The sequence below is a fragment of the Microlunatus sp. GCM10028923 genome, assembly GCF_042666975.1.
In the GTDB taxonomy this organism is placed as follows: domain Bacteria; phylum Actinomycetota; class Actinomycetes; order Propionibacteriales; family Propionibacteriaceae; genus Microlunatus.
On the sequence record NZ_JBHTFF010000024.1, the window covers coordinates 18,837 to 38,130 of the forward strand.

Genomic DNA, 19,294 nt, shown 5'->3' on the forward strand with positions numbered 1-19,294 from the left:
TTGTCCATCGTCCGGCGGACACCGCCCGTGCCGGATGCATCAGATCATGTCAAACATGGAGCGAAAATTTGCAGTCAAGATCCTCATTGTCGCCTCGGTGGTCTTCGGCGGGGCCATCGCGATCATGGCCGTCGCCGGGTCGCCGGTGATGGGCACCGTCTCGATCGTCGGTGCCACCACCCTCGGTCTGCTGTGGGTTCTGACGGCCCTGTTCGGCAAGCCGTCGAGCACCGACGAACGATCGTCCTGAGGCCGATCCGGCCCGGTCGCCGCCGAGTTGTACGGACGAGTGCAACGGGGGCGAGGAACTTCATCGGGGTGGTCTAGTCTGACCGGCATGGACTTTCGCGTAGCAGACCTCGGCCTCGCCGAATTCGGCCGCAAGGAGATCAGGCTCGCCGAGCACGAGATGCCCGGCCTGATGGCGATGCGGGAACAGTACGGAGACAGTAAGCCGCTGAGCGGGGCGAAGATCGCCGGCTCGCTGCACATGACCATCCAGACCGCGGTGCTGATCGAGACCCTGGTCGCGCTCGGCGCCGAGGTGCGCTGGGCCAGCTGCAACATCTTCTCGACCCAGGACCACGCCGCCGCGGCGATCGTCGTCGGTGACGGCACCCCGGAGGACCCGAAGGGTGTCCCGGTGTTCGCCTGGAAGGGCGAGACGCTGGAGGAGTACTGGTGGTGCACCGAGCAGATTCTCAGCTGGCCGAACGGCGAACTGGCCAACATGATCTTGGACGACGGCGGTGACGCGACGCTCCTCGTACACAAGGGTGTCGAGTACAGCAAGGCCGGCGAGGTGCCCGAGCCGGGCGCCGACGATCCGGAGGAACTGCAGGTCATCCTGTCCGTGCTGAAGGCGTCGATCGCCGCCGGCCGGAACTGGACCGAAGTGGCGAACGCGATCAAGGGCGTCACCGAGGAGACCACCACCGGCGTGCACCGGCTGTACGAGATGGCCAAGGCCGAGTCGCTGCTGTTCCCGGCGATCAACGTCAACGACTCCGTGACCAAGTCGAAGTTCGACAACAAGTACGGCTGCCGGCACTCCATGATCGACGGCCTGAACCGGGCCACCGACGTGCTGATCGGCGGCAAGGTCGCGGTCGTCTGCGGGTACGGCGACGTCGGCAAGGGCTGCGCGGAATCCCTGCGTGGACAGGGCGCTCGCGTGATCATCACCGAGGTCGACCCGATCTGCGCGCTGCAGGCGGCGATGGACGGGTATCAGGTGACCACGCTGGAGGAGGCCCTCCCGGTCGCCGACATCTACGTCACCGCCACCGGCTGCTTCAACGTGATCACCGCCGACCAGATGAGCCGGATGAAGCACCAGGCGATCGTGTCCAACATCGGCCACTTCGACAACGAGATCGACATGGCCGGGCTGACCAAGATCCCCGGCGTCGAGCGGACCAACATCAAGCCGCAGGTCGACGAGTGGACGTTCGAGGCCGGCACCGACAAGGCGCACTCGATCATCGTGCTCAGCGAGGGCCGGCTGATGAACCTCGGCAACGCCACCGGCCACCCGAGCTTCGTGATGAGCAACTCCTTCACCAACCAGGTGCTGGCCCAGATCGAGCTGTTCGCCAAGACCGAGCAGTACCCGGTCGGGGTGTACGTGCTGCCGAAGCACCTGGACGAGGCTGTCGCCCGGCTGCACCTGGACGCCCTTGGTGTGAAGCTGTCCACGCTCACCGACAAGCAGGCCGAGTATCTCGGGCTGCCGGTCGAGGGCCCGTACAAGCCGGACCACTACCGCTACTGAGGTTCTGACCTCCGAGCCGATGGCCGGTCGAGCCGCACTCCAGGTGCGGTTCGGCCGGCCATCAGCCGTTGCGGCGCAGGGCCGGGACCACCTGGCAGAGCAGCAGCGGCGCGAGATCCTCCGGCAACGGGTCGGTACCGAGGTCGAGCCAGCGCAGCTCCTCGATCTCCGCGGCCGGGGCGGCCACCGGGACCGGCGGATGATCGAAGACCGTCGACTCGACCTCCCGGTCGGGCTGACCCGCCGCGACGTCGCGAAACGTGCCCAGCTCCCGGAGCTCGTCGGCGTTCAAGATCACCGAGAGTTCCTCGTGGCACTCGCGGACCGCCGTCTGGCGTGCCGTCTCGCCCGGTTCGGGCTTCCCGCCCGGCAGCATGAACCAGTCCGTGCCGCGCTTGCGTACCGTCAGGATCCGGTCGGCCCCGTCCCGCAGGACGACCGTGCAGACCCGGATCAACCCCGTCTCCGTCACGCCGCCAACCTAGTTGGACGCCGCTGAACCGCCGGGCAGTAGGGTCTGGGGATGGTGATCATGGACGATTACGCCCGGTTGTTCCGGCTGGACGGGCGGCGGGCGCTGGTGGTCGGGGCGGGGAACGGGATCGGGCGCGAGTCGGCGCTGGCCCTGGCGGCGCACGGTGCGGAGGTGATCGCCGCCGATCTCGATGCTGACGCGGCCGCGGACACGGCGAAGCTCGCCGGGGCGCAGGCCTATCCGCTGGACGTGCTGGACGGCGCCGCGATCACGGCCGCCGCGGCCGAGTTCTCCGACCTCGACGTGCTCGTCTTCACCGCCGCGACGAACGTACGCAAGCGGCTGGTCGACTACACCGACGACGAGTTCGACCGCGTGATCGGGCTCAATCTCGCGGCCTCGTTCCGGCTGATCCGGGCGTTCGGCGGGCCGATGGCCGAGCGCGGCCGGGGCAGCATCATCGGGTTCAGCTCGATCCGGGCGACGACGGTCGAGCCCGGCCAGGGGGTGTACGCGGCGACGAAGTCCGGGCTGATCCAGCTGCTGCGCACCGCGGCCGCGGAGTTCGGTCCGCGCGGGGTCCGCTGCAACGCGGTCGCGCCCGGCATCGTCGCCACCCCACTGACCGCGCAGATCCGGGCGGACGAGGCGTGGTCGGCGGCGTACGCCAGCAAGAGCGCCCTGGGCCGGTGGGCGGAGCCGTCCGAGATCGCCGGCGCGGTGGTCTTCCTGGCCAGCGACGCGGCCAGCTACGTGACCGGCAGCTGCCTCATGGTCGACGGCGGCTGGACCGCGGTCGACGGACGCTACACCCCGCCTGCCTGAAGGTGATCCTGGCGCAGCCTGGCCATGAACGCCCGCTGCGCCTTCGAGCCGCCCCGGTCCAGCGTCTCCGCGGTGCGGCTCAGCTCGTCGTCCGCGCCGAGCTGCCGATGCCCCCAGACGCCGAACTGCACCAGCGCCGGTAGCAGGGCGATCGAGCGCTCGGTGAGGCTGTAGATCCCCTTCTGCCGGTGGGTCGGATCGGGCCGCCGGGTCAGCATCCCGGCCGCCGTCAGGGCCTGCAGCCGGTCCGCGAGCAGCTTCGTCGAGATGCCCTCGTCCGATCCCAGCAGCAGCTCCCGGTAGTGCCGCCGGCCCGCGAACATCACGTCGCGCAGGATCAGCAGCGACCACCGGTCGCCGAGCAGTTCGACCGCGAGATTCAGCGGGCATTCCGAGCGCGAGGTCGCCATGATGATGTGCTTTCCAAAGTAGTTGCAATCTGTGTGCAGTCTAGCCTAGAGTCAGAACTGCTTTAGAAAGGTAACCAGAGGAACGAGGGAGTCATGACGGAGCAGCAGACGCCGACGGCGCAGCCGATCAGGATGGGCGGCCGGGGTGCGGGGGTCACCGAGGGGTCGACGGATCCGCAGTGGGACGACGTCGTGCAGCGGTTGCGCACCGGCGGCTGGCGCTGGCTGACCACCCTGCGCGAAGGGCAGCCGCATACCCGGCCGGTGTTCGCGGCCTGGTCGGACGGGACGTTCTTCATCGCGTCGAAGAGCAGCACCCAGAAGACCCGGAACCTGGATGTGGACGGCCGCTGCTCGGTCGCCGCCGACGTCGACAGCTACCACCTGGTGGTCGAGGGCGTCGCCCGCCGGGTGCTCGACGAGCCGACCCTGGGCCGCGCTTCCACCGCGTTCCAGGAGGTGTACGGGTGGGCGACGACGATCGCCGGCGACGAACTCGACGCGGAGTACGGCGCGCCCACCTCAGGTGGCCCGCCCTACCGGGTCTACCAGGTCACGCCGACCACGGTGCACGCCTTCCCGGCCAGCGCCGACTTCATCCCGACGCGGTGGAGTTTCTAGGTCCGGGTCAGGAAGCGCCGGGCCGCCTCGGCGTAGACCCTGGTCTTGCGGACGATGTCGTCCAGTTCCACGTACTCGTCGGCCTGGTGCGCGATCCACTTGCCGCCGGGCCCGTACACGACGGTGGGAATGCCTGCCTTCGCGGTGAGGATGGTGCCGTCGGTGGTGCCGGGGACGCCGCCGTAGACCGGGTCGCTGCCGGTGATCATGGTGTGGGCCGCCGCCAGCGCGGTGACCACGGGATCGTCCAGCGGCGTGTCCACCGGCGGCCGGTTGACGCCGATCGTCACGGTCGCGACGGTCTCCGCCTTCGCCGCCAGCGCCTCGGCCAGCCCAGTCAACCGCTCGACGAGCCGATCATGATCAACTCCCGGTACGGTACGGACGTCGACCGCCACCGTCGCCCGGGCCGGAATGACGTTGATCTGATCAAGGTCGCCGCCGGTGATCACCGTCGGAGTCAGATAGCTGGCGCCGAGCAGCGGGTGCGGGCCCGGGTCGGCCTGCAGCCCGTCCTGGACATCGGCCAGCGCACGGACGAACTCCGCCGCCGGCTGCAACGGGTTCCGGCCCTGGTCCGGCATGGCACCGTGCGCCATCCGGCCGTCGAACTCGACCAGGACCCGGATCGCTCCCTTCGAACTGGGACAGAGTTCCTCGGCCTCCGGCTCGCAGACGATCGCGCCGTCGACGTCGTCGACCTGGCCGGAGTCGACCAGGTGGTGGACGCCGATCATCAGACCCTCCTCGTCGGCGAGCGCGCAGACCTTGATCGTTCCGGGAAACGGCCCGGCCAGCTGCAGCGCCCGGACGCCGAAGATCATCGCGGCGACGCCGGACTTCATGTCCGCGCTGCCGCGCCCGTACAGCCGGCCGTCGACGACCTCCGCGCCGAACGGATCCCGGGTCCACTCGGCCAGGGTGCCCTCGGTGACCACGTCCGTGTGCCCCTCGAACATCAGCACCGGGCCCGGACCGCCGCCGCCCTCGATCACCGCGACGACGTTGGGCCGGCCGGGCGCCGGTTCGGTGATCACCGGCTGCCAGCCGAAGCCGCGCATCGTCTCGGCCACCAGCGCGGCGGCCGGCGCCTCGGACCGGCCGTGCGCCGGGTCGTTCACGCTCGGGATCCGGACCAGGGCCCGGGTGAAGTCGATCACGCCGTCGGCGTCGATCTCGATCATCGTTGCTCCTCGCTTGCCGCAGTGATCAAGGTGGGAATGGCGGCCAGAAGCCTTTGGGTGTACGGGTGCCGCGGGTCCTCGTACACCTCCGCGGTGGCGCCCTGCTCGACGATCGCGCCGTCGTGCAGCACGGCCACCCGATCGCAGAGCTGACGTACCACGGAAAGATCATGAGAGACGAAGATCAACGTCAGCCGGAAGTCCCGGACCAGGTCGGTGAGCAGGTCGAGGATCTGGGCCCGGACCGAGACGTCGAGCGCGCTGACCGGTTCGTCGGCGACCAGCACCCGCGGCTGCGGCGACAGGGCCCGGGCGATCGAGATTCGTTGCCGCTGGCCGCCGGAGAACTGGTGCGGATAGCGGTGCGCCGCGTTCTGCGGCAGGCCGACCGCGTCGAGCAGTTCCGCCACCCGCGCGTCGATTCCGGGGATGCCGAGCGAGACCATCGGCTCGGCGATGATGTCCCGGACCCGCATCCGCGGATCGAGCGAGGCCTGCGGGTCCTGGAACACGATCTGCAGGTCCCGGCGCAGGAAGCGGAGCGCCGACTCGGGCCGGCCGGCGATCTCGGTCCCGTCGAACGTGATCGAGCCTGTGGTCGGCCGGTCCAGCGCGGCCAGCAGCCGGAGCAGCGTCGACTTGCCCGAACCGGACTCGCCGACGATCCCGAGCCGGTCGCCTGCGCGGACGGTCAGGTCCACGTCGCGCAGGGCGGGCACCGGTTCGCCGGGCTGGAACAGCGACCGCCGCGGCCGCCGGTAGGTCCGGCTCAACCCGGTCGCCTCGATGATCACGGCCCCCTCGTCCCCTGAGCCTCCTTCTTCGTGCCCTGAGTCTGTCGAAGGGCCTAGCCCGGCCTGCCCTTCGACAAGCTCGGGGAACGTTGGTGTGGATGCGGCCAACAACCGTTGCGTATAAGGGTGTTCGGGGTTCGCGAAGACGTCGGCGGTCCGCCCGGCCTCGACGATCTCGCCGTCGTGCAGCACCAGCACCCGTTCGCAGAGTTGGGAGACGACGGCCAGGTCGTGGGTGATGAACAGCAGTGCGTTGCCCCGCTCGGCCTGCAGCGAGGTGATCAACTCCAGCATCGCGGCCTGCACGGTGACGTCGAGCGCGGAGGTCGGCTCGTCGCAGATCAACAGCCTGGGCCGGTTGGCCAGGGCCATGGCCAGGACCACCCGCTGCCGCATCCCGCCGGACAGCTGGTGCGGGTAGGACCGGGCGATCCGCTCCGGCTCGGCCAGCCGGACCTGGGCCAGCAGCTCGACGGTCGCGGCCTTGGCGGCTGCCCGCGACGGCGCCGTCCGGTGCAAGATCATCACCTCGGCGACCTGATCACCGATCCGCATCAGCGGGTTCAGGGCCGTCATCGGCTCCTGGAAGACGATCGACGTCTCCTGCCCGCGGATCGCGGCGGCCTGCCGCTCCGGCAGCCCGATCAGGTCCGGACCGACGCCAGCCAGCCGGACCGAACCGTGGGCCCGCAGCCCCTCCGGCAGCAGGTTCATGATCGACATCGCGGTCAGCGACTTGCCGGAGCCGGACTCGCCGATCAGCCCGACCCGCTCGCCCGCCGCAACGGTGAAGGTCACGTCGCGGAGCAGCTCGGTGCTGCCGGCGGTCACGGTCAGGCCGGCGACCTCGAGGGTGGGCTCGGTCATCGCACTTCCTCCAGCCGTGGATCGAGCCAGTCCCGCAGGCCGTCGCCGAGCAGGTTGAAGCCGAGCACGGCCACCGCGATGGCCAGGCCCGGGACCAGGGTCAGCCGCGGCTCGCCGAACAGCAGTTCCTGGCCCTCGGACAGCATCCGGCCCCAGGACGGCGTGGGCGGCGGGGTGCCGAAGCCGAGGAAGGACAGTGCGGCCTCGGCCAGGATCGCGATCGCGAACGAGACCGAGGCCTGGACGATGATCATGCTCGCGATGTTCGGCAGCACGTGCCGGACGGCGATCGCCGGGCCGCGCCGGCCGGCCGCCCGGGCCGCGAGGACGTACTCGGTGCGCATCACCTGCAGGGTCTGGCCACGGGCCACCCGGGCGAACGCGGGCAGGGTCGCGATGCCGATTGCGATCATGGCGGTCAGCGTGCTCGGGCCGAACACCGCGCCGAACATGATCGCCAGCAGCAGCGCCGGGAACGCGAAGATCACGTCGTTCACCCGCATCAGCAGTTCGCCCGGCCAGCGGTCGGTCATCCCGGCGGCGATCCCGACCGGGGTGCCGAGCAGGGCCGCGACGCCGACCGCCACGATCCCGACGAACAAGGTGGTCCGGGCGCCGACCAGCAGCTGGCTGAACACGTCCCGGCCGAACTTGTCCGTGCCCAGGGGATAGACCGGGTCGAACAGCGGCCGCAGCCGGGCCCCGCCGTCGACGAAGGTGGGGTCGTGCGGCGTCCAGACGAACGAGAGCAGGGCGATGATCACGACCAACCCGACCAGGACGGCACCGGCGATCAGGTTCGGGCCCGGTCGGCGGCCGGCGGCCCGGGCCGGGGGAGCGGTCGCGGTCACCGGGCCCCCCGCAGCCGTGGATCCAGCACCAGGTAGCCGACGTCGACGACGAAGTTGATCACCAGGACGGCGGCCACCAGGACCATCACGGTGCCCTGGACCAGCAGCAGGTCCCGGTTGGCGACCCCGTCCAGCAGCAGGCTGCCGAGCCCCGGAATCGTGAACACCCGCTCGATCACCACGGCCCCGATCAGCAGCGTCGCCACCTGCAGCCCTAGCACGGTGATCACCGGGATCGCCGCGTTCCGGCTGCCGTGCCGCCAGAGCGCCCGGTACGGTCCCAGGCCCTTGGCCCGGGCCGTCCGCAGGTAGTCCTCGCGGAGGACGTCGAGCACGGCGGAGCGGACGTAGCGGCTGAGGACGGCGCCCTGCACCAGGCCGAGCGAGAGGGACGGCAGGAACAGGTGCCGGAGGAAGCCGACCGGGTCCTGAGCCGGCACGACGAAGCCGCCCGACGGCAGGATCCGCAGGCTCACCGCGAAGACGAACAACAGGCCGATCCCGGCCACGAAGGCGGGCACCGCGATGCCGGCCTGGCTGATCCCGGACAGGATCAGGCCGGACAGCTTCCGGTGCCGGACGGCCGCCGCGGTGCCGAGCGGGATCGCGATGATCAACGCGAGGATCAGGCCGAACAGCACCAGCCAGCAGGTGACCGCGAACCGGTCCATGATCAACGGCCCGATCGGGGTCTCGCTCACGTACGAGGTGCCGAAGTCGCCGACCACCAGCCCGCCGGCCCAGTCCAGGTACTGCACGAACAGCGGGCGGTCGGTGCCGAACCGGGCCCGCAGCGCGGCGATCGCCTCGGGGGTCGCGTTGACGCCGAGCGCGATCACCGCCGGATCGCCCGGCAGTACCGCCATGAAGGCGAACACGATCAACGTCGCCGCGACCAGGCTGATCAGCAGCACCGCGATCCGCTTGATCAGGTAGAGGCTCACGTCTTGGACAGGCCGGTCAGGTCGAACGACTCCGAGACCACGTTCTGCGGCAGGCCCTTGACGGCCGTGGTGGCGACCATCAGGTTCGGGAACAGGAACAGGAAGTCGGCCGCCGCATCCTCCGAGATGATCTTGGCCGCCTGCTTCATGGTGGCGACCTGCTCGTCCTCGGTGCCGGCGTCGGCCTCCGCGAACAGCTTGCGTACCTCGGCGTTGTCGTAGCGCGGGTAGTACTTCGGGTTGCCGAACACGGCGGTGATGTCGCGGGGCTCGACGTGGTTGACGATCGACAGGTCGTAGTCGGCCTTGGTGAACACCTGGTCCAGCCAGCGGGCCGGGAACTCCAGCGGCTCGATGTTCGCCGTGATCCCGACCTGCTGCAGTTGGGACTTGACCACCTGGGCGGCCGCGGTGGCGTACGGGAGGTTGGCGATCCGGAACTTCACCGTGAGCTTCTCGGCCCCTGCCTCGGCCAGCAGCGCCTTGGCCTTCGCGGGATCGTACGGATAGAGGCCGGTGAGGTCCTCGTACCAGGGATCGCTGGGCGGCACCATGCCGCCGATCAATTGGCCGCGGCCCGCCCAGGCCGTGTCCAGCAGCTCCTGGTGGTTGATCGCGTGCCGGACCGCGCGGCGCACCCGGACGTCGTCGAAGGGCGGCCTGCCGTTGTTCAGGCTCAGTACGACCTCGCCGGTGGAGGTGCCCTCGATCACCTGGAACCGCGCGGTGTCGCCGAACTGGCCCAGCGACTCCGGCGCGACGACGGCGGAGATCACGTCGATCCCGCCGGAGAGCAGCGCGTTGTTCAGCGCCGTCGCGTCCTTGAAGTAGCGCAGCACGACCCGGTCGACACCGGGCTTGGCGCCCCAGTAGTCCGGGTTGGCCTCGAGCGTGATCGAATCCCCGCGCTTCCACTCCACGAACCGGAACGGCCCGGTGCCGTAAGGCTGATTGGCAAGATCATCGACGCCGGTGGTGGAGAACATCGCGCCGACCCGGGTCGCCATCGAATAGAGCCAGGAGTTGCTCGGCTGCTTCAACGTCACCTGGACCGAGTGTTCGCCGATCTTGGTCGTCTCGGCGACGACATCCATCTTGGCCTTGAGTGAGGTCGTCCACTCCTTCGTCACCCGATCGATGCTGAAGATCACGTCGTCGGCGGTGAACGGCCGGCCGTTGGTGAAGCGCGCATTGTCGACCAGCTCGAAGGTGTAGTTCAGGCGGTCGTCGCTGACCTTCCACGACTTGGCCAGCAGGGGCACGATCGCGCCGTTCTGATCGAGCTTGACCAGGCCCTCGTAGACGTTGACCAGCAGCGCCTGCGGGATGGCGGCGCCGTCGGTGCGGGTGAAGTCGAGGTTGGCCGGCTCGGCGACGAAGCCGACGGTCAGGGTCCGGGTGGCCGGGCCACCGGGGGTGCTGGTCGAGCCGGCGGTGCAGCCCGCGACGGCGGCTCCAAGGCCGAGTCCCGCGCCGATCCCTAGGACCGAGCGGCGGGGCAGGAACGAGACGTTCGGACGTCGACTCACGGCGAGAACCTCCTTGGTGGACACAGCATAGGGTCCACCGATCCTCGGCGCCTCTGGTCTTGTCCGGGCGCGCTGCGTACAATCGAACGGGTGTGCGAATCACCTCGAGATGAGCGGGGCTTCTGGCGGCGGGAGGCGAGCTGGCTGCGGGTCAGCATCGCCCGGCTGCGGGTCTGGCTCGCCCGGGTGATCGGGAGGCGATTGCGATGATCATGATCGGGCGCTGTCGAAGCGTCGGACCACCTCGGCCAGCGAGTCGTCGGTGCCGACGTTGCCGGCGAAGACCACGTACGGCAGCCCGGCCGCGGGACCCTCCGCCGGCTGCCAGAGCGACACGATGCCGGGCAGCAGGGTGCCGCGGATGGTCGCCCGCCGGATGCCGAGGGCCTCGGTCGCCACGTCGGAGGAGGTGATCCCGCCCTTGGCGATCACGAAGGCCGGGCGGCGCCGTTCCATGATCAGCTTCGTCAGGTCGACGACGGCGGCGCTGACCGCGCGCGAGATGGCCAGGCTCTGCGCACCGTCGAGGCCGCGCCGCAGCGTGCGGCTGGTCGTGATCACCGCGTGCCGGTGATCGAATTCGGCGGCGGCGCGCTCGGCCAGCTCGGCGACGTGGGTCGGGTCGGTGGAGTCGATGATCTTGTCGACGTCCAGTTCGAGCCGGGTCGCGTCGGTCGTCTCGGTGAGTCGGTCCAGCTGCCGGGAACTCAACGGGACATGGGATCCGACGATGATCAGCCCGCCTGGTGCCGTGGCCGTGCCGGGATCGGGGCGGAGTTCGGCATCGTCGACCGGCGGGGCCGGGAACTGGCCGGACCGGGACCGGACGAACGACGGGCCGACCCGGTAGGCGAACCGGCGCCCGGCCCGTTCGGCCGCGATCAGGCCGAGCGTGAGCACGCGAAGATCATCATCGGCGACCGCGTCGGTGACCACCCAGGACAGTCCGAACCCGTGCCCGGAGCCTGCCGAAGGGTCAGCCCCGGCGACGCGCCCTGAGCCTGTCGAAGGGCCAGCCCCGGTGACGTGCCCTGAGCTTGTCGAAGGGCCAGGCCCGATCCGGCTCGGCACGTCGACAGGATCGTTGCGCGGATGGTTCGTCAGTCCGAGCAGGGTCGCGGTGACCCCGTCCGGCCCGTCCCGGCGCAGATCCTGCACGGTGATCGTGACGACCTGGTCCCGCGGGATCCGGCCGGCCGTCTTCTCCTCGACCCAGGCGGCCAGCTCCGAGCTGCGGTAGCCGAAGGTCGCGTCGCTCGCGTACTCGGTCTCGCCGGCGGGAACCATCCCGTCCGGAGTCCGTACCCAATGGGTGCCGTCGACGGTGAGTCGGCCCGCGTCGAGGTAGGACGGGTTGATGATCACCGCGTCGACCGGCTGCCCGGCGGTCGCGGACTCCTCGGCGAGTGTCTCCGGCTCCAGCGGGAAGTGCCCGCGCAGGGTGGAGTCGCTGCGGCTGGCAAAGGTCAGCTCGACGCCTTCTTCGGCGGCGACGGCCAGGCAGGCGCGGGCGGCCTCCCGGGTGCGCTCCTCGGCCGCGACCGGGTCCAGGCTGCGCGTGTTGGTCAGCACGAAGAACGCCGCGGTCTGCTGCCGCAGCGCCCAGCGCAGGTCGTCCGGACTCCAGCGGGTGATCACCGGCAGGTCCTTGATCGTCTGGTTCCCGGTCGGGTCGTCGTCCAGCACGGCGACCCGGCGGCCGGTCGCGCACGCCTCGGTCAACTGGTCGGAGGTGACTCCGTACTCGGCGGCGAGCGGGGCGAGCAGGGACGATTCCGGCACCGGACTGGTCATGTCACCAGGGTTTCACTCCCGTTCCGGGGGCCGGGACCGGGATCGGGGAGTACGGTCGCGGTCGCTACCATCAACGGGTGTCCAGGAAGATCATCATCACCGGTGGGGCGGGCTTTCTCGGCCGGCGGCTGACCGAGCAGCTGCGCCGGCCCGACGCGCCCGAACCGGTCGGGACGATCGTCTGGTACGACCAGCCGGCCGCGATCGAGGCCGCCCGCGCGACGGCACCGGAAGGCGTCGAACTGGTCGGCGGCGACATCGCCGACCCCGACGGGCTGGCGGCGCTGCTGGACGAGCCCGAGATCGGGATCTTCCACCTGGCTTCGGTGGTCAGCGGGCAGGGCGAGCAGGACTTCGACCTGGCCCTGCGGGTCAACCTGGACGGCACCCGGGCGCTGCTCGAGGCGGCCCGGCGGCATGGCGGGGTTCGGCTGGTGGCGACCAGTTCCGTGGCGATCTTCGGCCCGGGCAGCGGCCCGGTCGGCAGTGACGCCGCGCCGCCACGGCCCGGCACCACGTACGGGATGACCAAGGCCGTGCTGGAGCTGATGATCAACGACTACACCCGGAAGGGCTTCCTGGACGGCCGGGTGGCCCGGATCCCGACGGTGATCATCCGGCCCGGCCGGCCCAACGCGGCGGCCTCGTCCGCGGCCAGCGCCGTGTTCCGGGAACCGCTCGCGGGCCGGCCGTACGCGGTGCCGGTGGCTCCGGAGACCCGGATGGCGGTCGGTGGGGCCGCGGGAGTCGTGGCCGGGCTGGCCGACCTGTACCGGGTGCCGGGGGAGTCGCTCGGCGAGTTCCGTACCGTCACCTTTCCGAGCGTTTCGGCCACCTTCGCCGAGATGCTCGAGGTGCTGCGCCGGACGGTGCCGGCCGAGGCCTTGGCACCGGTGACGTTCGAGCCCGACCCGGAGATCCAGGCGATCGTCGACACCTGGGTGCCGCGGACGGAGGGCGACCGGGCCCGCGACCTCGGCATCGGCGTCGTTGATGATCTTGAGGCGATCCTGCACGACTACCTGGATCGCGAGCACCCCGACCTTGTCCCCCAACGGAAGCAGAGCCAGCCGTGAAGGTGTTGTTGCCGACCAGTGTCCCGCTCGATCCCGCGCTGCCGGAGGGGGTCGAGGGTGTCGCGTACGACCCCGAGGCCGAACTGCCCGCCGAGCACGAGGACGCCGACGTGGTGGTGCTCTGGCTGAACCCGGCCGCCCGGATGGCCGAACTGGCCGCGCGGCTGACCAAGGTGCGGCTGGTGCAGGGCCTGATGGCGGGCACCGATTCGGTGGTGGCGGCGGGCTTCCGCCCGGACGCCGTGATCGCCTCCGGCCGTGGCCTGCACGACCTGACCGTCGCCGAGCACACCCTGGCCCTGGCACTCGCCGCCGCCCGTCGACTGGACAAGGCGCTCGACGCGCAGTCCCGCGGCACCTGGGACACCGCCCTCGGCTACCGGCAGCCGCTGGACAACGCGCAGGGCTTGACCACGCTGCGGGACGCCCGGGTGACGATCTGGGGTTTCGGCAGCATCGCCAAGACCCTGGCGCCGTACCTGACCGTGCTCGGCGCCAAGATCACCGGCGTCGCCTCCACCGCCGGCGAGCGGGCCGGCTACCCGGTGATCGCCGCCGCCGACGTGCACACGGTGCTGCCGGAGACCGACATCTTGATCAACATCCTGCCCGCCGTACCGGAGACCACCAAGATCATCGGCGCCGACGTGTTCAAGGCGCTGCCGGAGACGGCCTGGCTGATCAACGTCGGCCGCGGCGCCACCGTCGACGAGGCCGCCCTGCTGGCCGCACTGACCGACGGCGAGATCGCCGGCGCCGCCCTGGACGTCACCGCCACCGAGCCCCTGCCCGACGGCGACCCGCTCTGGCAGGCACCCAACCTGATCATCACCCCGCACACCGCCGGCGGCCGCCCCCTCGGCGCCGACGCCCTGATCCAACAGAACGTCACCGCCCTCCTAACCGACCAACCCCTCACGAACCTCGTCTAACCCCACCCCACCCCACCCCGCTGACCGGGCACAAAAGCAGGCGTTCTGGCGGCGTGTCGCTGCACTTGTGCCCAGTCGGCGGAGAGAGGGAGAGCCGGGGTCAGTAGGGCGAGTTGCTCGGGCTCGGTTGATGAGGATGCGACCTCAAGAGGTAGAGGTGCGGTGGCCGCCGTCGGCAGCGGCGATGATCAAGCTAGGCAACCGCGCGGCCCCAAGTCTCCGACGAACCTCGCCCACCCCACCCCCGCTGACTGGGCAGAAAAGCAGGCGTTCTGGCGGCATGTCGCTGCGCTTGTGCCCAGTCGGCGGAGCTGGGGAGGGTCGGGGTCAGTCGGGGCGTAGCGCGGTTGGGCGGACGGATAGGTGCCGGACTTCGAGCGGGACTCAGCCGGCCGGCTGGATCAGGACTTGATGTCGGTCGTCGTCGGCCAGGCTGCGCAAGGCCGCGCGGAGGGAGGCGTCGTAGTCGGGATCGTCACCGCCGAGCTCGCCGATCAGGCGGGTTCTGATCAACGAGATGAAGTCGGCACCCGGCCGGCCCGGTCCGTCGGCGCGGCGGTAGGCCTCGAGGAACCTCGCGGCCTGATCGAGCAGCAGCGCGTCGCCGTCGGGTGACTTGGCCAACTCCCAGGTCGCCCAGGCGAGTTCGGCGTCGAGCCGCTCGAGTCTGGCATCGTCCCAGTCGATCAAGCCTTCGATCCGGCCGTCACGTACCAGCAGATTCCGGGAGTAGAAGTCCCCGTGCACCAGGCCCAGGCCCGGTCTGTCCTCCGGCACCTCGCCCGTCGTCCGCAGCCAGTCGCTCCCGGCCCGATGCAGCCGGGCCAGGAGTTCCGCCGCCGCCTGCAGTTGATCATGATCACTACGGTCGAGGAAGGTTCCCTCGATGTACGGCCAGACACTGATCGGCCGGCCTTCGCACCGGGCGGTCACGGACCCGTCGATGGCGCGGACCGGGGCGGTCACCTCGGTGACGGTCTCGGCCAGCACCGCGGCCAGCATGTACGCAGCGGTCAACTGGCCCAGGTCTCGCGAGGCCGGAGACGAGCGAACGATCAACCTCCGACCCGATCCCAGGACCCGCCAGACCGAGGCCTCGTCTCCCTGCCCCAGCACGGCCTCGGCCGCCGAGATCCGCAGGCCGTACCTCTCGGCGAGGAAGCCCGCCAGGCGCTCTGGCTTCGTCACCCGAGGCACGATGCCACACGCTTGCCCGGCCAACTGTCGCGAAAGCTCCTCAACTCGAACGGTTCAACGTTGGAATCGGCTGGAGCGCTCGACCTGTGGAGGAATGGCGACAGGAGAGTCAGGGGACAGCGGGGTTGAGGAGCTCCCAATGGCCCTCCGAGTGGACGTCGACCTTCCCGTTGACGACCGAGATCGCGGTCTGGTCGTCGATGGCGTAGGCAGGGCCGGGAATCGTCTCGGCCCAACGTCGAGCGCTGTCCAGCGAGTTGTCCGGCCAGCCCGGGTAGTCCAGGTGCGGGAAGATCGAGAAGCCGACCAGCCCGATCGCCTCCTCCCCACCGCCCGGCGAGGTCCAGTTGAAGAACTCGGCGCCGATCCGCGGGGTCAGCGCCATGCTTCCGGCGCTCATGCCGACCCAGACCAGGTCGGGCAGCGAGGAGATCTGGTCGGCGAAGCCGGACTCCTTCAGCCAGTACCCCAGGTAGGTCGCGTCCCCGCCGTCGACCAGCAGCACGTCGGCCTCCCGGACCCAGGGCAGCCAGCGTTCCGCGCCGATGGTGGGCAGCGCGGTGAGTTCGAGGACGCCGATCGACTTCCAACCCGCCTCGCACATCACGTTCGGCGGCTGGTACTCCCCGGCGATGAACCCCCGGACCGACTCCGGGCTGCAGCCGGGATGGCCGTACTTGGCGGTCGGGACGGCGAGGGCGCGACACTCGGCGATCGGCTTGCCCAGCAGGGCCACCAGCGCGTCCTGGATGGTCCGGTTACTGATGCCGCCGGACGTGAGTAGCAGCTTCATGACGTCCCTCCCCGGGAACAACTGATTGCAGAACAGAACCGGTCGTTTCCGGTGAAGTTAGCACAGCCGCCTTCTCGCCGACCAGGCCAAACCTAATATCGTCGGACCATGGCACCGGGGTGGGTGGCGCGCCGTCCGGTCCGGCGGGTGGAACGCTCGCCGGACCTGGACGTGACTCCCGAGACCTGGCCGGCGACGCTGGCTCCGGTCGCCCAGCTGCTCCGGGACGGACTTGATCTTGGTCCGGCGACGATCCTGGTCGGCGAGAACGGGACCGGGAAGTCGACGCTGATCGAGGCGGTCGCGGTCGCGTACGGGCTCTCGCCGGAGGGCGGTTCGACGGGGGCTCGGCACAGCACCCGGGTCAGCGAGTCGGGCCTCTCCGAATGGCTGCGCGTGGTGCGCGGCGCGGGTGCGTCTCGGTGGGGCTACTTCCTTCGGGCCGAGACGATGCACGGCCTGTTCACGTACCTGGAGGACAATCCGGCCTGGCCGCCGGAGCAACCCTTCCACGAGCTGAGCCATGGCGAGTCGTTCCTGTCCATGATCATGACCACCCGGTTCAGCCGGGGCGGGTTCTTCGTGCTGGACGAACCGGAGGCGGGGCTCTCCTTCACGGCGCAGCTGACCCTGCTCGGCGTACTCGCGGACATGATCGACAACGGCGACGCCCAGCTGCTGCTGGCGACCCACTCTCCGGTGATCGCCGCGCTGCCGGGCGCGATGATCATGGAACTCGACGGGTCCGGGTTCCACCGGCGATCATGGTCGGACCTGGACGTCGTTGATCACTACCGCCGGTTCATCGAGCGACCGGAGGCCTACCTGCGCCGGGTGATCGACTCCTGATCAAGAAGCTCAGCAGTCGGCCCAGATCCCGTTGCTCGGGAAGTAGCCCGGGTGGCCCTCGACCGTGTGCACGGTCCCCGCGACGCCGATCTGGTACGCCAGCAGCTCGGTCGTGTAGAGACCGCGGCAGGTGACCGGCTGCCAATCGCCGGCGCTGGCGATCGTGCCGTCGTCGCCGGACGTCACCTCGGCCCAGCTCTCGACCACGGTGGACTGGTCCCGGACCAGCCGCTGACCGAAGTTGGCCGAGCACGGGTGCGGCTGCCAGGCGCCGTTGTAGCCCCTGACCTGACAACGGATCTCGATCGAGCTCCGGTAATGCGTCGGCCGGCCCTCCGTGGACCGGACGTCCACCCCGACCGTGGCCTCGACCTTGCGGCGCTCGCTCTTCCAGAGCGAGACCTTCCGGACCCCGTCCGAAATGTGGTCGGGCTGGCCGTAGTCCGGCGGAGCCGCGGCACCGCGGAACTCAGACGAACCGGCGAGCAGTCCCCCGAAAGTCGCGAGAACGGCGACGACGAGCAGACCGAAGAACAACTTGCGCATGCTTCCCCCAGGCGAATCCCCCGGATCGCATAGCTGCGACCCACCACCCCCCGGTGGAGACAGATTAAGGCCTGATCAGGATTTCGGCTAGATTCGCTCAGCCTTTGAGCCAATCAGGCTTGCGATCAGCTCCGGACCGACCCGGCAGCAACCCCCGACGATCCGGGCGCCGGCGGCGATCCAGCCCTGCGCCGCGGCCGCGGTGAACCCGGTCGGCCCGGTCCAGCGACCCTGCCACTGCTCGCCGCTGTTCGGGTAGACGATCACCGGCCGGTCGGTGACCGAATTGGCGATCGCGATGGCCTCCGGTGCGTCGGCAGGGTCGCAGCAGTTCACGCCGACGGCTACGATCCCGGGCTCCGCGGCGAGCGCGAAGGCCTCGGCCAGTGGCTGGCCGGCGCGGGTCCGCACCCCCTCGATCGTGTACGACAGCCAGGCCCGGACCCCCGTCTCGCCGACCAGCCGGACCAGCGCCTCCGCCTCGACCAGGTCCGGCACGGTCTCCAGCGCGATCACGTCGGCCCCGGCCCCGGCCAGCACCTCCAGCCGCGGGCGGTGCCAGTCCGCCAGTCGTTCGGCGGAGAGTCCGTAGCGGCCGCGATATTCGGACCCGTCGGCCAGCGCAGCGCCGTACGGGCCGACCGAGGCGGCGACCCAGCGGCCGCTCGGGTCCGGCAGCGAGGCGCGAGCCTCGACGGCCAGCCGGACGCTGCGCCGGAGCAGTTCCACGGCCTCGGCCCGATCCCGCCCGTGGCCGGCGAAGCCGTCGATCGAGGCCTGATAGCTCGCGGTGGTGGCGATCCGGGCGCCGGCCGCGAAGTAGGCCGCGTGGACGGAACGGATCGCGGCGGGGTCGTCGGCCAGCAGCCGGGCCGACCAGAGCCCGCCGCCGAGGTCGTACCCACGGCTCTCGAGTTCGGTGGCCAGCCCGCCGTCACTGATCACGATCTCGTCCGGCGGAAACTCCACGTCCCAGAATCTAGTCCGTCAACCAGGGTTGACCCCTCAGAATCGTCAACCTAGGATGACGGCATGAGCAGCACTGCTGACCTCAACACGGCCATCGAGAGCGCCGACCCCGGTGAGGGTCTGCGTGCCGTGCGCAGCCTCCGGCTGCTGGCCGACCAGTTGGAGCGCCTGCACGTCGAGCGAGCCCGCGGCCTTGGCTGGTCCTGGCAGGACATCGCCACCGTGCTCGGGGTGTCCAAGCAGGCGGTCCACAAGAAGCACGGCCGGCGCTGACCAGGAAGGGATGATCATGTTCGAACGCTTCTCGCTCTCGGCCCGGGAGAGCGTCCTGCACGCGCAGACGGTGGCCCGCGAGCTGCGGCACCCGATGATCGGCAGCGAGCACGTCCTGCTCGGCGTGCTCTGGCACGACTCCGGCCCGGCACGCGCTGCGCTGGTCGAGGCCGGTGTCGACTATCCGGCGGCCCGGGAACGGCTGACCACGCTGGCCGGTGATCAACTCGACGCGCAGGCACTGGCCTCGCTCGGCATCGACCTCGATCAGGTACGGCAGCGGGTCGAGCGCAGCTTCGGCGAAGGGGCCCTGGACGACCGGGAGCGGCGGAAGGCGGCCCGGGGCCACCTCCCGTTCGGCAAGGGCGCCAAGAAGTCGCTCGAACTGGCCCTGCGCGAGGCGATCAACCTCGGCCACAACCGGATCGAAGCCGAGCACGTGCTGCTCGGCATCCTCGGTGACGTGGGCAGTCTGTCCCAACGGTTGCTGGAATCCTTCGCCGTCGACCCGATCCGGCTGCGCAACGATCTCCGCAGCCGGCTCCGCGCCTCGGCCTGAGCTGCGCCGGCAGTTGTGAACCCGACCCGGGC

The 19,294-nt window shown here is 70.2% G+C and carries 21 protein-coding genes; 9 read left to right on the plus strand and 12 right to left on the minus strand.

The genetic code is table 11. The features are described 5' to 3' along the window. Nucleotides 1-46 precede the first annotated feature (46 nt). Nucleotides 47-250, plus strand: a complete 204-nt coding sequence (locus ACFQU4_RS36350; protein ID WP_377501777.1) for a hypothetical protein — start codon at nt 47-49, stop codon at nt 248-250. A gap of 87 nt (nt 251-337) precedes the next feature. Continuing rightward, complete coding sequence (ahcY, locus tag ACFQU4_RS36355) at nt 338-1,774, plus strand: adenosylhomocysteinase (RefSeq protein WP_377501779.1); 1,437 nt, start codon at nt 338-340, stop codon at nt 1,772-1,774. 61 nt (nt 1,775-1,835) lie between these two features. Here the strand turns inward: ahcY and ACFQU4_RS36360 are convergent, their stop codons facing one another. Continuing rightward, complete coding sequence (locus ACFQU4_RS36360; protein WP_377501781.1) at nt 1,836-2,246, minus strand: NUDIX domain-containing protein; 411 nt, start codon at nt 2,244-2,246, stop codon at nt 1,836-1,838. A 51-nt stretch (nt 2,247-2,297) separates the two neighbouring features. On the opposite strand from ACFQU4_RS36360, the gene ACFQU4_RS36365 reads away from it, so the two are divergent. After that, the gene (locus ACFQU4_RS36365; protein WP_377501783.1) at nt 2,298-3,074 is read left to right on the plus strand and encodes an SDR family NAD(P)-dependent oxidoreductase; all 777 of its coding nucleotides are present in this window, start codon (nt 2,298-2,300) and stop codon (nt 3,072-3,074) included. Here the strand turns inward: ACFQU4_RS36365 and ACFQU4_RS36370 are convergent. Beyond that, entirely contained in the window at nt 3,056-3,484 is a 429-nt protein-coding gene (locus ACFQU4_RS36370; protein ID WP_377501785.1) for a winged helix-turn-helix transcriptional regulator, read from the minus strand. The genes ACFQU4_RS36365 and ACFQU4_RS36370 overlap by 19 nt on opposite strands. A 93-nt stretch (nt 3,485-3,577) precedes the next feature. Between ACFQU4_RS36370 and ACFQU4_RS36375 the strand changes: the two genes are divergently transcribed. Next, nucleotides 3,578-4,105 (plus strand): pyridoxamine 5'-phosphate oxidase family protein, encoded by a 528-nt coding sequence (locus ACFQU4_RS36375; RefSeq protein WP_377501787.1) that lies wholly within the window; start codon nt 3,578-3,580, stop codon nt 4,103-4,105. Here ACFQU4_RS36375 and ACFQU4_RS36380 read toward each other — a convergent pair. The 6 genes from ACFQU4_RS36380 to ACFQU4_RS36405 form a co-directional block, all read right to left on the minus strand. After that, nucleotides 4,102-5,289 (minus strand): M20 family metallopeptidase, encoded by a 1,188-nt coding sequence (locus ACFQU4_RS36380; protein ID WP_377501789.1) that lies wholly within the window; start codon nt 5,287-5,289, stop codon nt 4,102-4,104. The two genes, ACFQU4_RS36375 and ACFQU4_RS36380, sit on opposite strands and share 4 nt — an antisense overlap. After that, complete coding sequence (locus tag ACFQU4_RS36385) at nt 5,286-6,950, minus strand: dipeptide ABC transporter ATP-binding protein (protein ID WP_377501791.1); 1,665 nt, start codon at nt 6,948-6,950, stop codon at nt 5,286-5,288. Before ACFQU4_RS36385 ends, ACFQU4_RS36380 begins: the two co-directional genes overlap by 4 nt. Further along, entirely contained in the window at nt 6,947-7,801 is an 855-nt protein-coding gene (locus ACFQU4_RS36390) for an ABC transporter permease (RefSeq protein ID WP_377501793.1), read from the minus strand. Before ACFQU4_RS36390 ends, ACFQU4_RS36385 begins: the two co-directional genes overlap by 4 nt. Next, nucleotides 7,798-8,745, minus strand: coding sequence for an ABC transporter permease (locus tag ACFQU4_RS36395; protein ID WP_377501795.1), 948 nt, complete (start codon nt 8,743-8,745; stop codon nt 7,798-7,800). The genes ACFQU4_RS36390 and ACFQU4_RS36395 overlap by 4 nt, the downstream gene beginning before the upstream one ends. Next, nucleotides 8,742-10,274 carry an ABC transporter substrate-binding protein gene (locus ACFQU4_RS36400; protein WP_377501797.1) on the minus strand — a complete coding sequence of 511 codons (1,533 nt, stop codon included), beginning with the start codon at nt 10,272-10,274 and terminating at the stop codon, nt 8,742-8,744. The genes ACFQU4_RS36395 and ACFQU4_RS36400 overlap by 4 nt, the downstream gene beginning before the upstream one ends. A gap of 210 nt (nt 10,275-10,484) precedes the next feature. Then, the gene (locus tag ACFQU4_RS36405) at nt 10,485-12,068 is read right to left on the minus strand and encodes a four-carbon acid sugar kinase family protein (RefSeq protein WP_377501799.1); all 1,584 of its coding nucleotides are present in this window, start codon (nt 12,066-12,068) and stop codon (nt 10,485-10,487) included. 77 nt (nt 12,069-12,145) lie between these two features. Between ACFQU4_RS36405 and ACFQU4_RS36410 the strand changes: the two genes are divergently transcribed. Beyond that, nucleotides 12,146-13,144, plus strand: coding sequence for an NAD-dependent epimerase/dehydratase family protein (locus ACFQU4_RS36410; protein WP_377501801.1), 999 nt, complete (start codon nt 12,146-12,148; stop codon nt 13,142-13,144). After that, the gene (locus tag ACFQU4_RS36415) at nt 13,141-14,076 is read left to right on the plus strand and encodes an NAD(P)-dependent oxidoreductase (protein WP_377501803.1); all 936 of its coding nucleotides are present in this window, start codon (nt 13,141-13,143) and stop codon (nt 14,074-14,076) included. Before ACFQU4_RS36410 ends, ACFQU4_RS36415 begins: the two co-directional genes overlap by 4 nt. Nucleotides 14,077-14,460: 384 nt before the next feature. Here ACFQU4_RS36415 and ACFQU4_RS36420 read toward each other — a convergent pair whose 3' ends face one another. Both ACFQU4_RS36420 and ACFQU4_RS36425 read right to left on the minus strand, forming a co-directional pair. Continuing rightward, nucleotides 14,461-15,264, minus strand: a complete 804-nt coding sequence (locus ACFQU4_RS36420) for a phosphotransferase enzyme family protein (RefSeq protein WP_377501805.1) — start codon at nt 15,262-15,264, stop codon at nt 14,461-14,463. Between the two features lie 118 nt (nt 15,265-15,382). After that, nucleotides 15,383-16,066: a Type 1 glutamine amidotransferase-like domain-containing protein gene (locus tag ACFQU4_RS36425; protein ID WP_377501807.1), complete on the minus strand. Its 684-nt coding sequence runs from the start codon at nt 16,064-16,066 to the stop codon at nt 15,383-15,385. A gap of 108 nt (nt 16,067-16,174) precedes the next feature. On the opposite strand from ACFQU4_RS36425, the gene ACFQU4_RS36430 reads away from it, so the two are divergent. Beyond that, nucleotides 16,175-16,915: an AAA family ATPase gene (locus ACFQU4_RS36430; protein WP_377501809.1), complete on the plus strand. Its 741-nt coding sequence runs from the start codon at nt 16,175-16,177 to the stop codon at nt 16,913-16,915. A gap of 9 nt (nt 16,916-16,924) precedes the next feature. Here the strand turns inward: ACFQU4_RS36430 and ACFQU4_RS36435 are convergent, their stop codons facing one another. Further along, the gene (locus ACFQU4_RS36435) at nt 16,925-17,461 is read right to left on the minus strand and encodes a hypothetical protein (RefSeq protein WP_377501811.1); all 537 of its coding nucleotides are present in this window, start codon (nt 17,459-17,461) and stop codon (nt 16,925-16,927) included. An 87-nt stretch (nt 17,462-17,548) separates the two neighbouring features. After that, nucleotides 17,549-18,430: a homocysteine S-methyltransferase gene (mmuM, locus tag ACFQU4_RS36440; RefSeq protein WP_377501813.1), complete on the minus strand. Its 882-nt coding sequence runs from the start codon at nt 18,428-18,430 to the stop codon at nt 17,549-17,551. A 63-nt stretch (nt 18,431-18,493) separates the two neighbouring features. On the opposite strand from mmuM, the gene ACFQU4_RS36445 reads away from it, so the two are divergent. Further along, the gene (locus ACFQU4_RS36445) at nt 18,494-18,703 is read left to right on the plus strand and encodes an RNA polymerase subunit sigma-70 (RefSeq protein ID WP_179750392.1); all 210 of its coding nucleotides are present in this window, start codon (nt 18,494-18,496) and stop codon (nt 18,701-18,703) included. A gap of 10 nt (nt 18,704-18,713) precedes the next feature. After that, the gene (locus ACFQU4_RS36450) at nt 18,714-19,262 is read left to right on the plus strand and encodes a Clp protease N-terminal domain-containing protein (protein ID WP_377501816.1); all 549 of its coding nucleotides are present in this window, start codon (nt 18,714-18,716) and stop codon (nt 19,260-19,262) included. Nucleotides 19,263-19,294: the final 32 nt, after the last annotated feature.

Excerpts from the sequence above, each read along its gene's own strand:
- ACFQU4_RS36350 (WP_377501777.1), top strand. The coding sequence starts at position 47 with ATGTCAAACATGGAGCGAAAATTTGCAGTCAAGATCCTCATTGTCGCC.
- ahcY (WP_377501779.1), top strand. The coding sequence starts at position 338 with ATGGACTTTCGCGTAGCAGACCTCGGCCTCGCCGAATTCGGCCGCAAG.
- ACFQU4_RS36365 (WP_377501783.1), top strand. The coding sequence starts at position 2,298 with ATGGTGATCATGGACGATTACGCCCGGTTGTTCCGGCTGGACGGGCGG.
- ACFQU4_RS36370 (WP_377501785.1), bottom strand. The coding sequence starts at position 3,484 with ATGGCGACCTCGCGCTCGGAATGCCCGCTGAATCTCGCGGTCGAACTG.
- ACFQU4_RS36375 (WP_377501787.1), top strand. The coding sequence starts at position 3,578 with ATGACGGAGCAGCAGACGCCGACGGCGCAGCCGATCAGGATGGGCGGC.
- ACFQU4_RS36380 (WP_377501789.1), bottom strand. The coding sequence starts at position 5,289 with ATGATCGAGATCGACGCCGACGGCGTGATCGACTTCACCCGGGCCCTG.
- ACFQU4_RS36385 (WP_377501791.1), bottom strand. The coding sequence starts at position 6,950 with ATGACCGAGCCCACCCTCGAGGTCGCCGGCCTGACCGTGACCGCCGGC.
- ACFQU4_RS36405 (WP_377501799.1), bottom strand. The coding sequence starts at position 12,068 with ATGACCAGTCCGGTGCCGGAATCGTCCCTGCTCGCCCCGCTCGCCGCC.
- ACFQU4_RS36425 (WP_377501807.1), bottom strand. The coding sequence starts at position 16,066 with ATGAAGCTGCTACTCACGTCCGGCGGCATCAGTAACCGGACCATCCAG.
- ACFQU4_RS36430 (WP_377501809.1), top strand. The coding sequence starts at position 16,175 with ATGGCACCGGGGTGGGTGGCGCGCCGTCCGGTCCGGCGGGTGGAACGC.
- ACFQU4_RS36435 (WP_377501811.1), bottom strand. The coding sequence starts at position 17,461 with ATGCGCAAGTTGTTCTTCGGTCTGCTCGTCGTCGCCGTTCTCGCGACT.
- ACFQU4_RS36445 (WP_179750392.1), top strand. The coding sequence starts at position 18,494 with ATGAGCAGCACTGCTGACCTCAACACGGCCATCGAGAGCGCCGACCCC.
- ACFQU4_RS36450 (WP_377501816.1), top strand. The coding sequence starts at position 18,714 with ATGATCATGTTCGAACGCTTCTCGCTCTCGGCCCGGGAGAGCGTCCTG.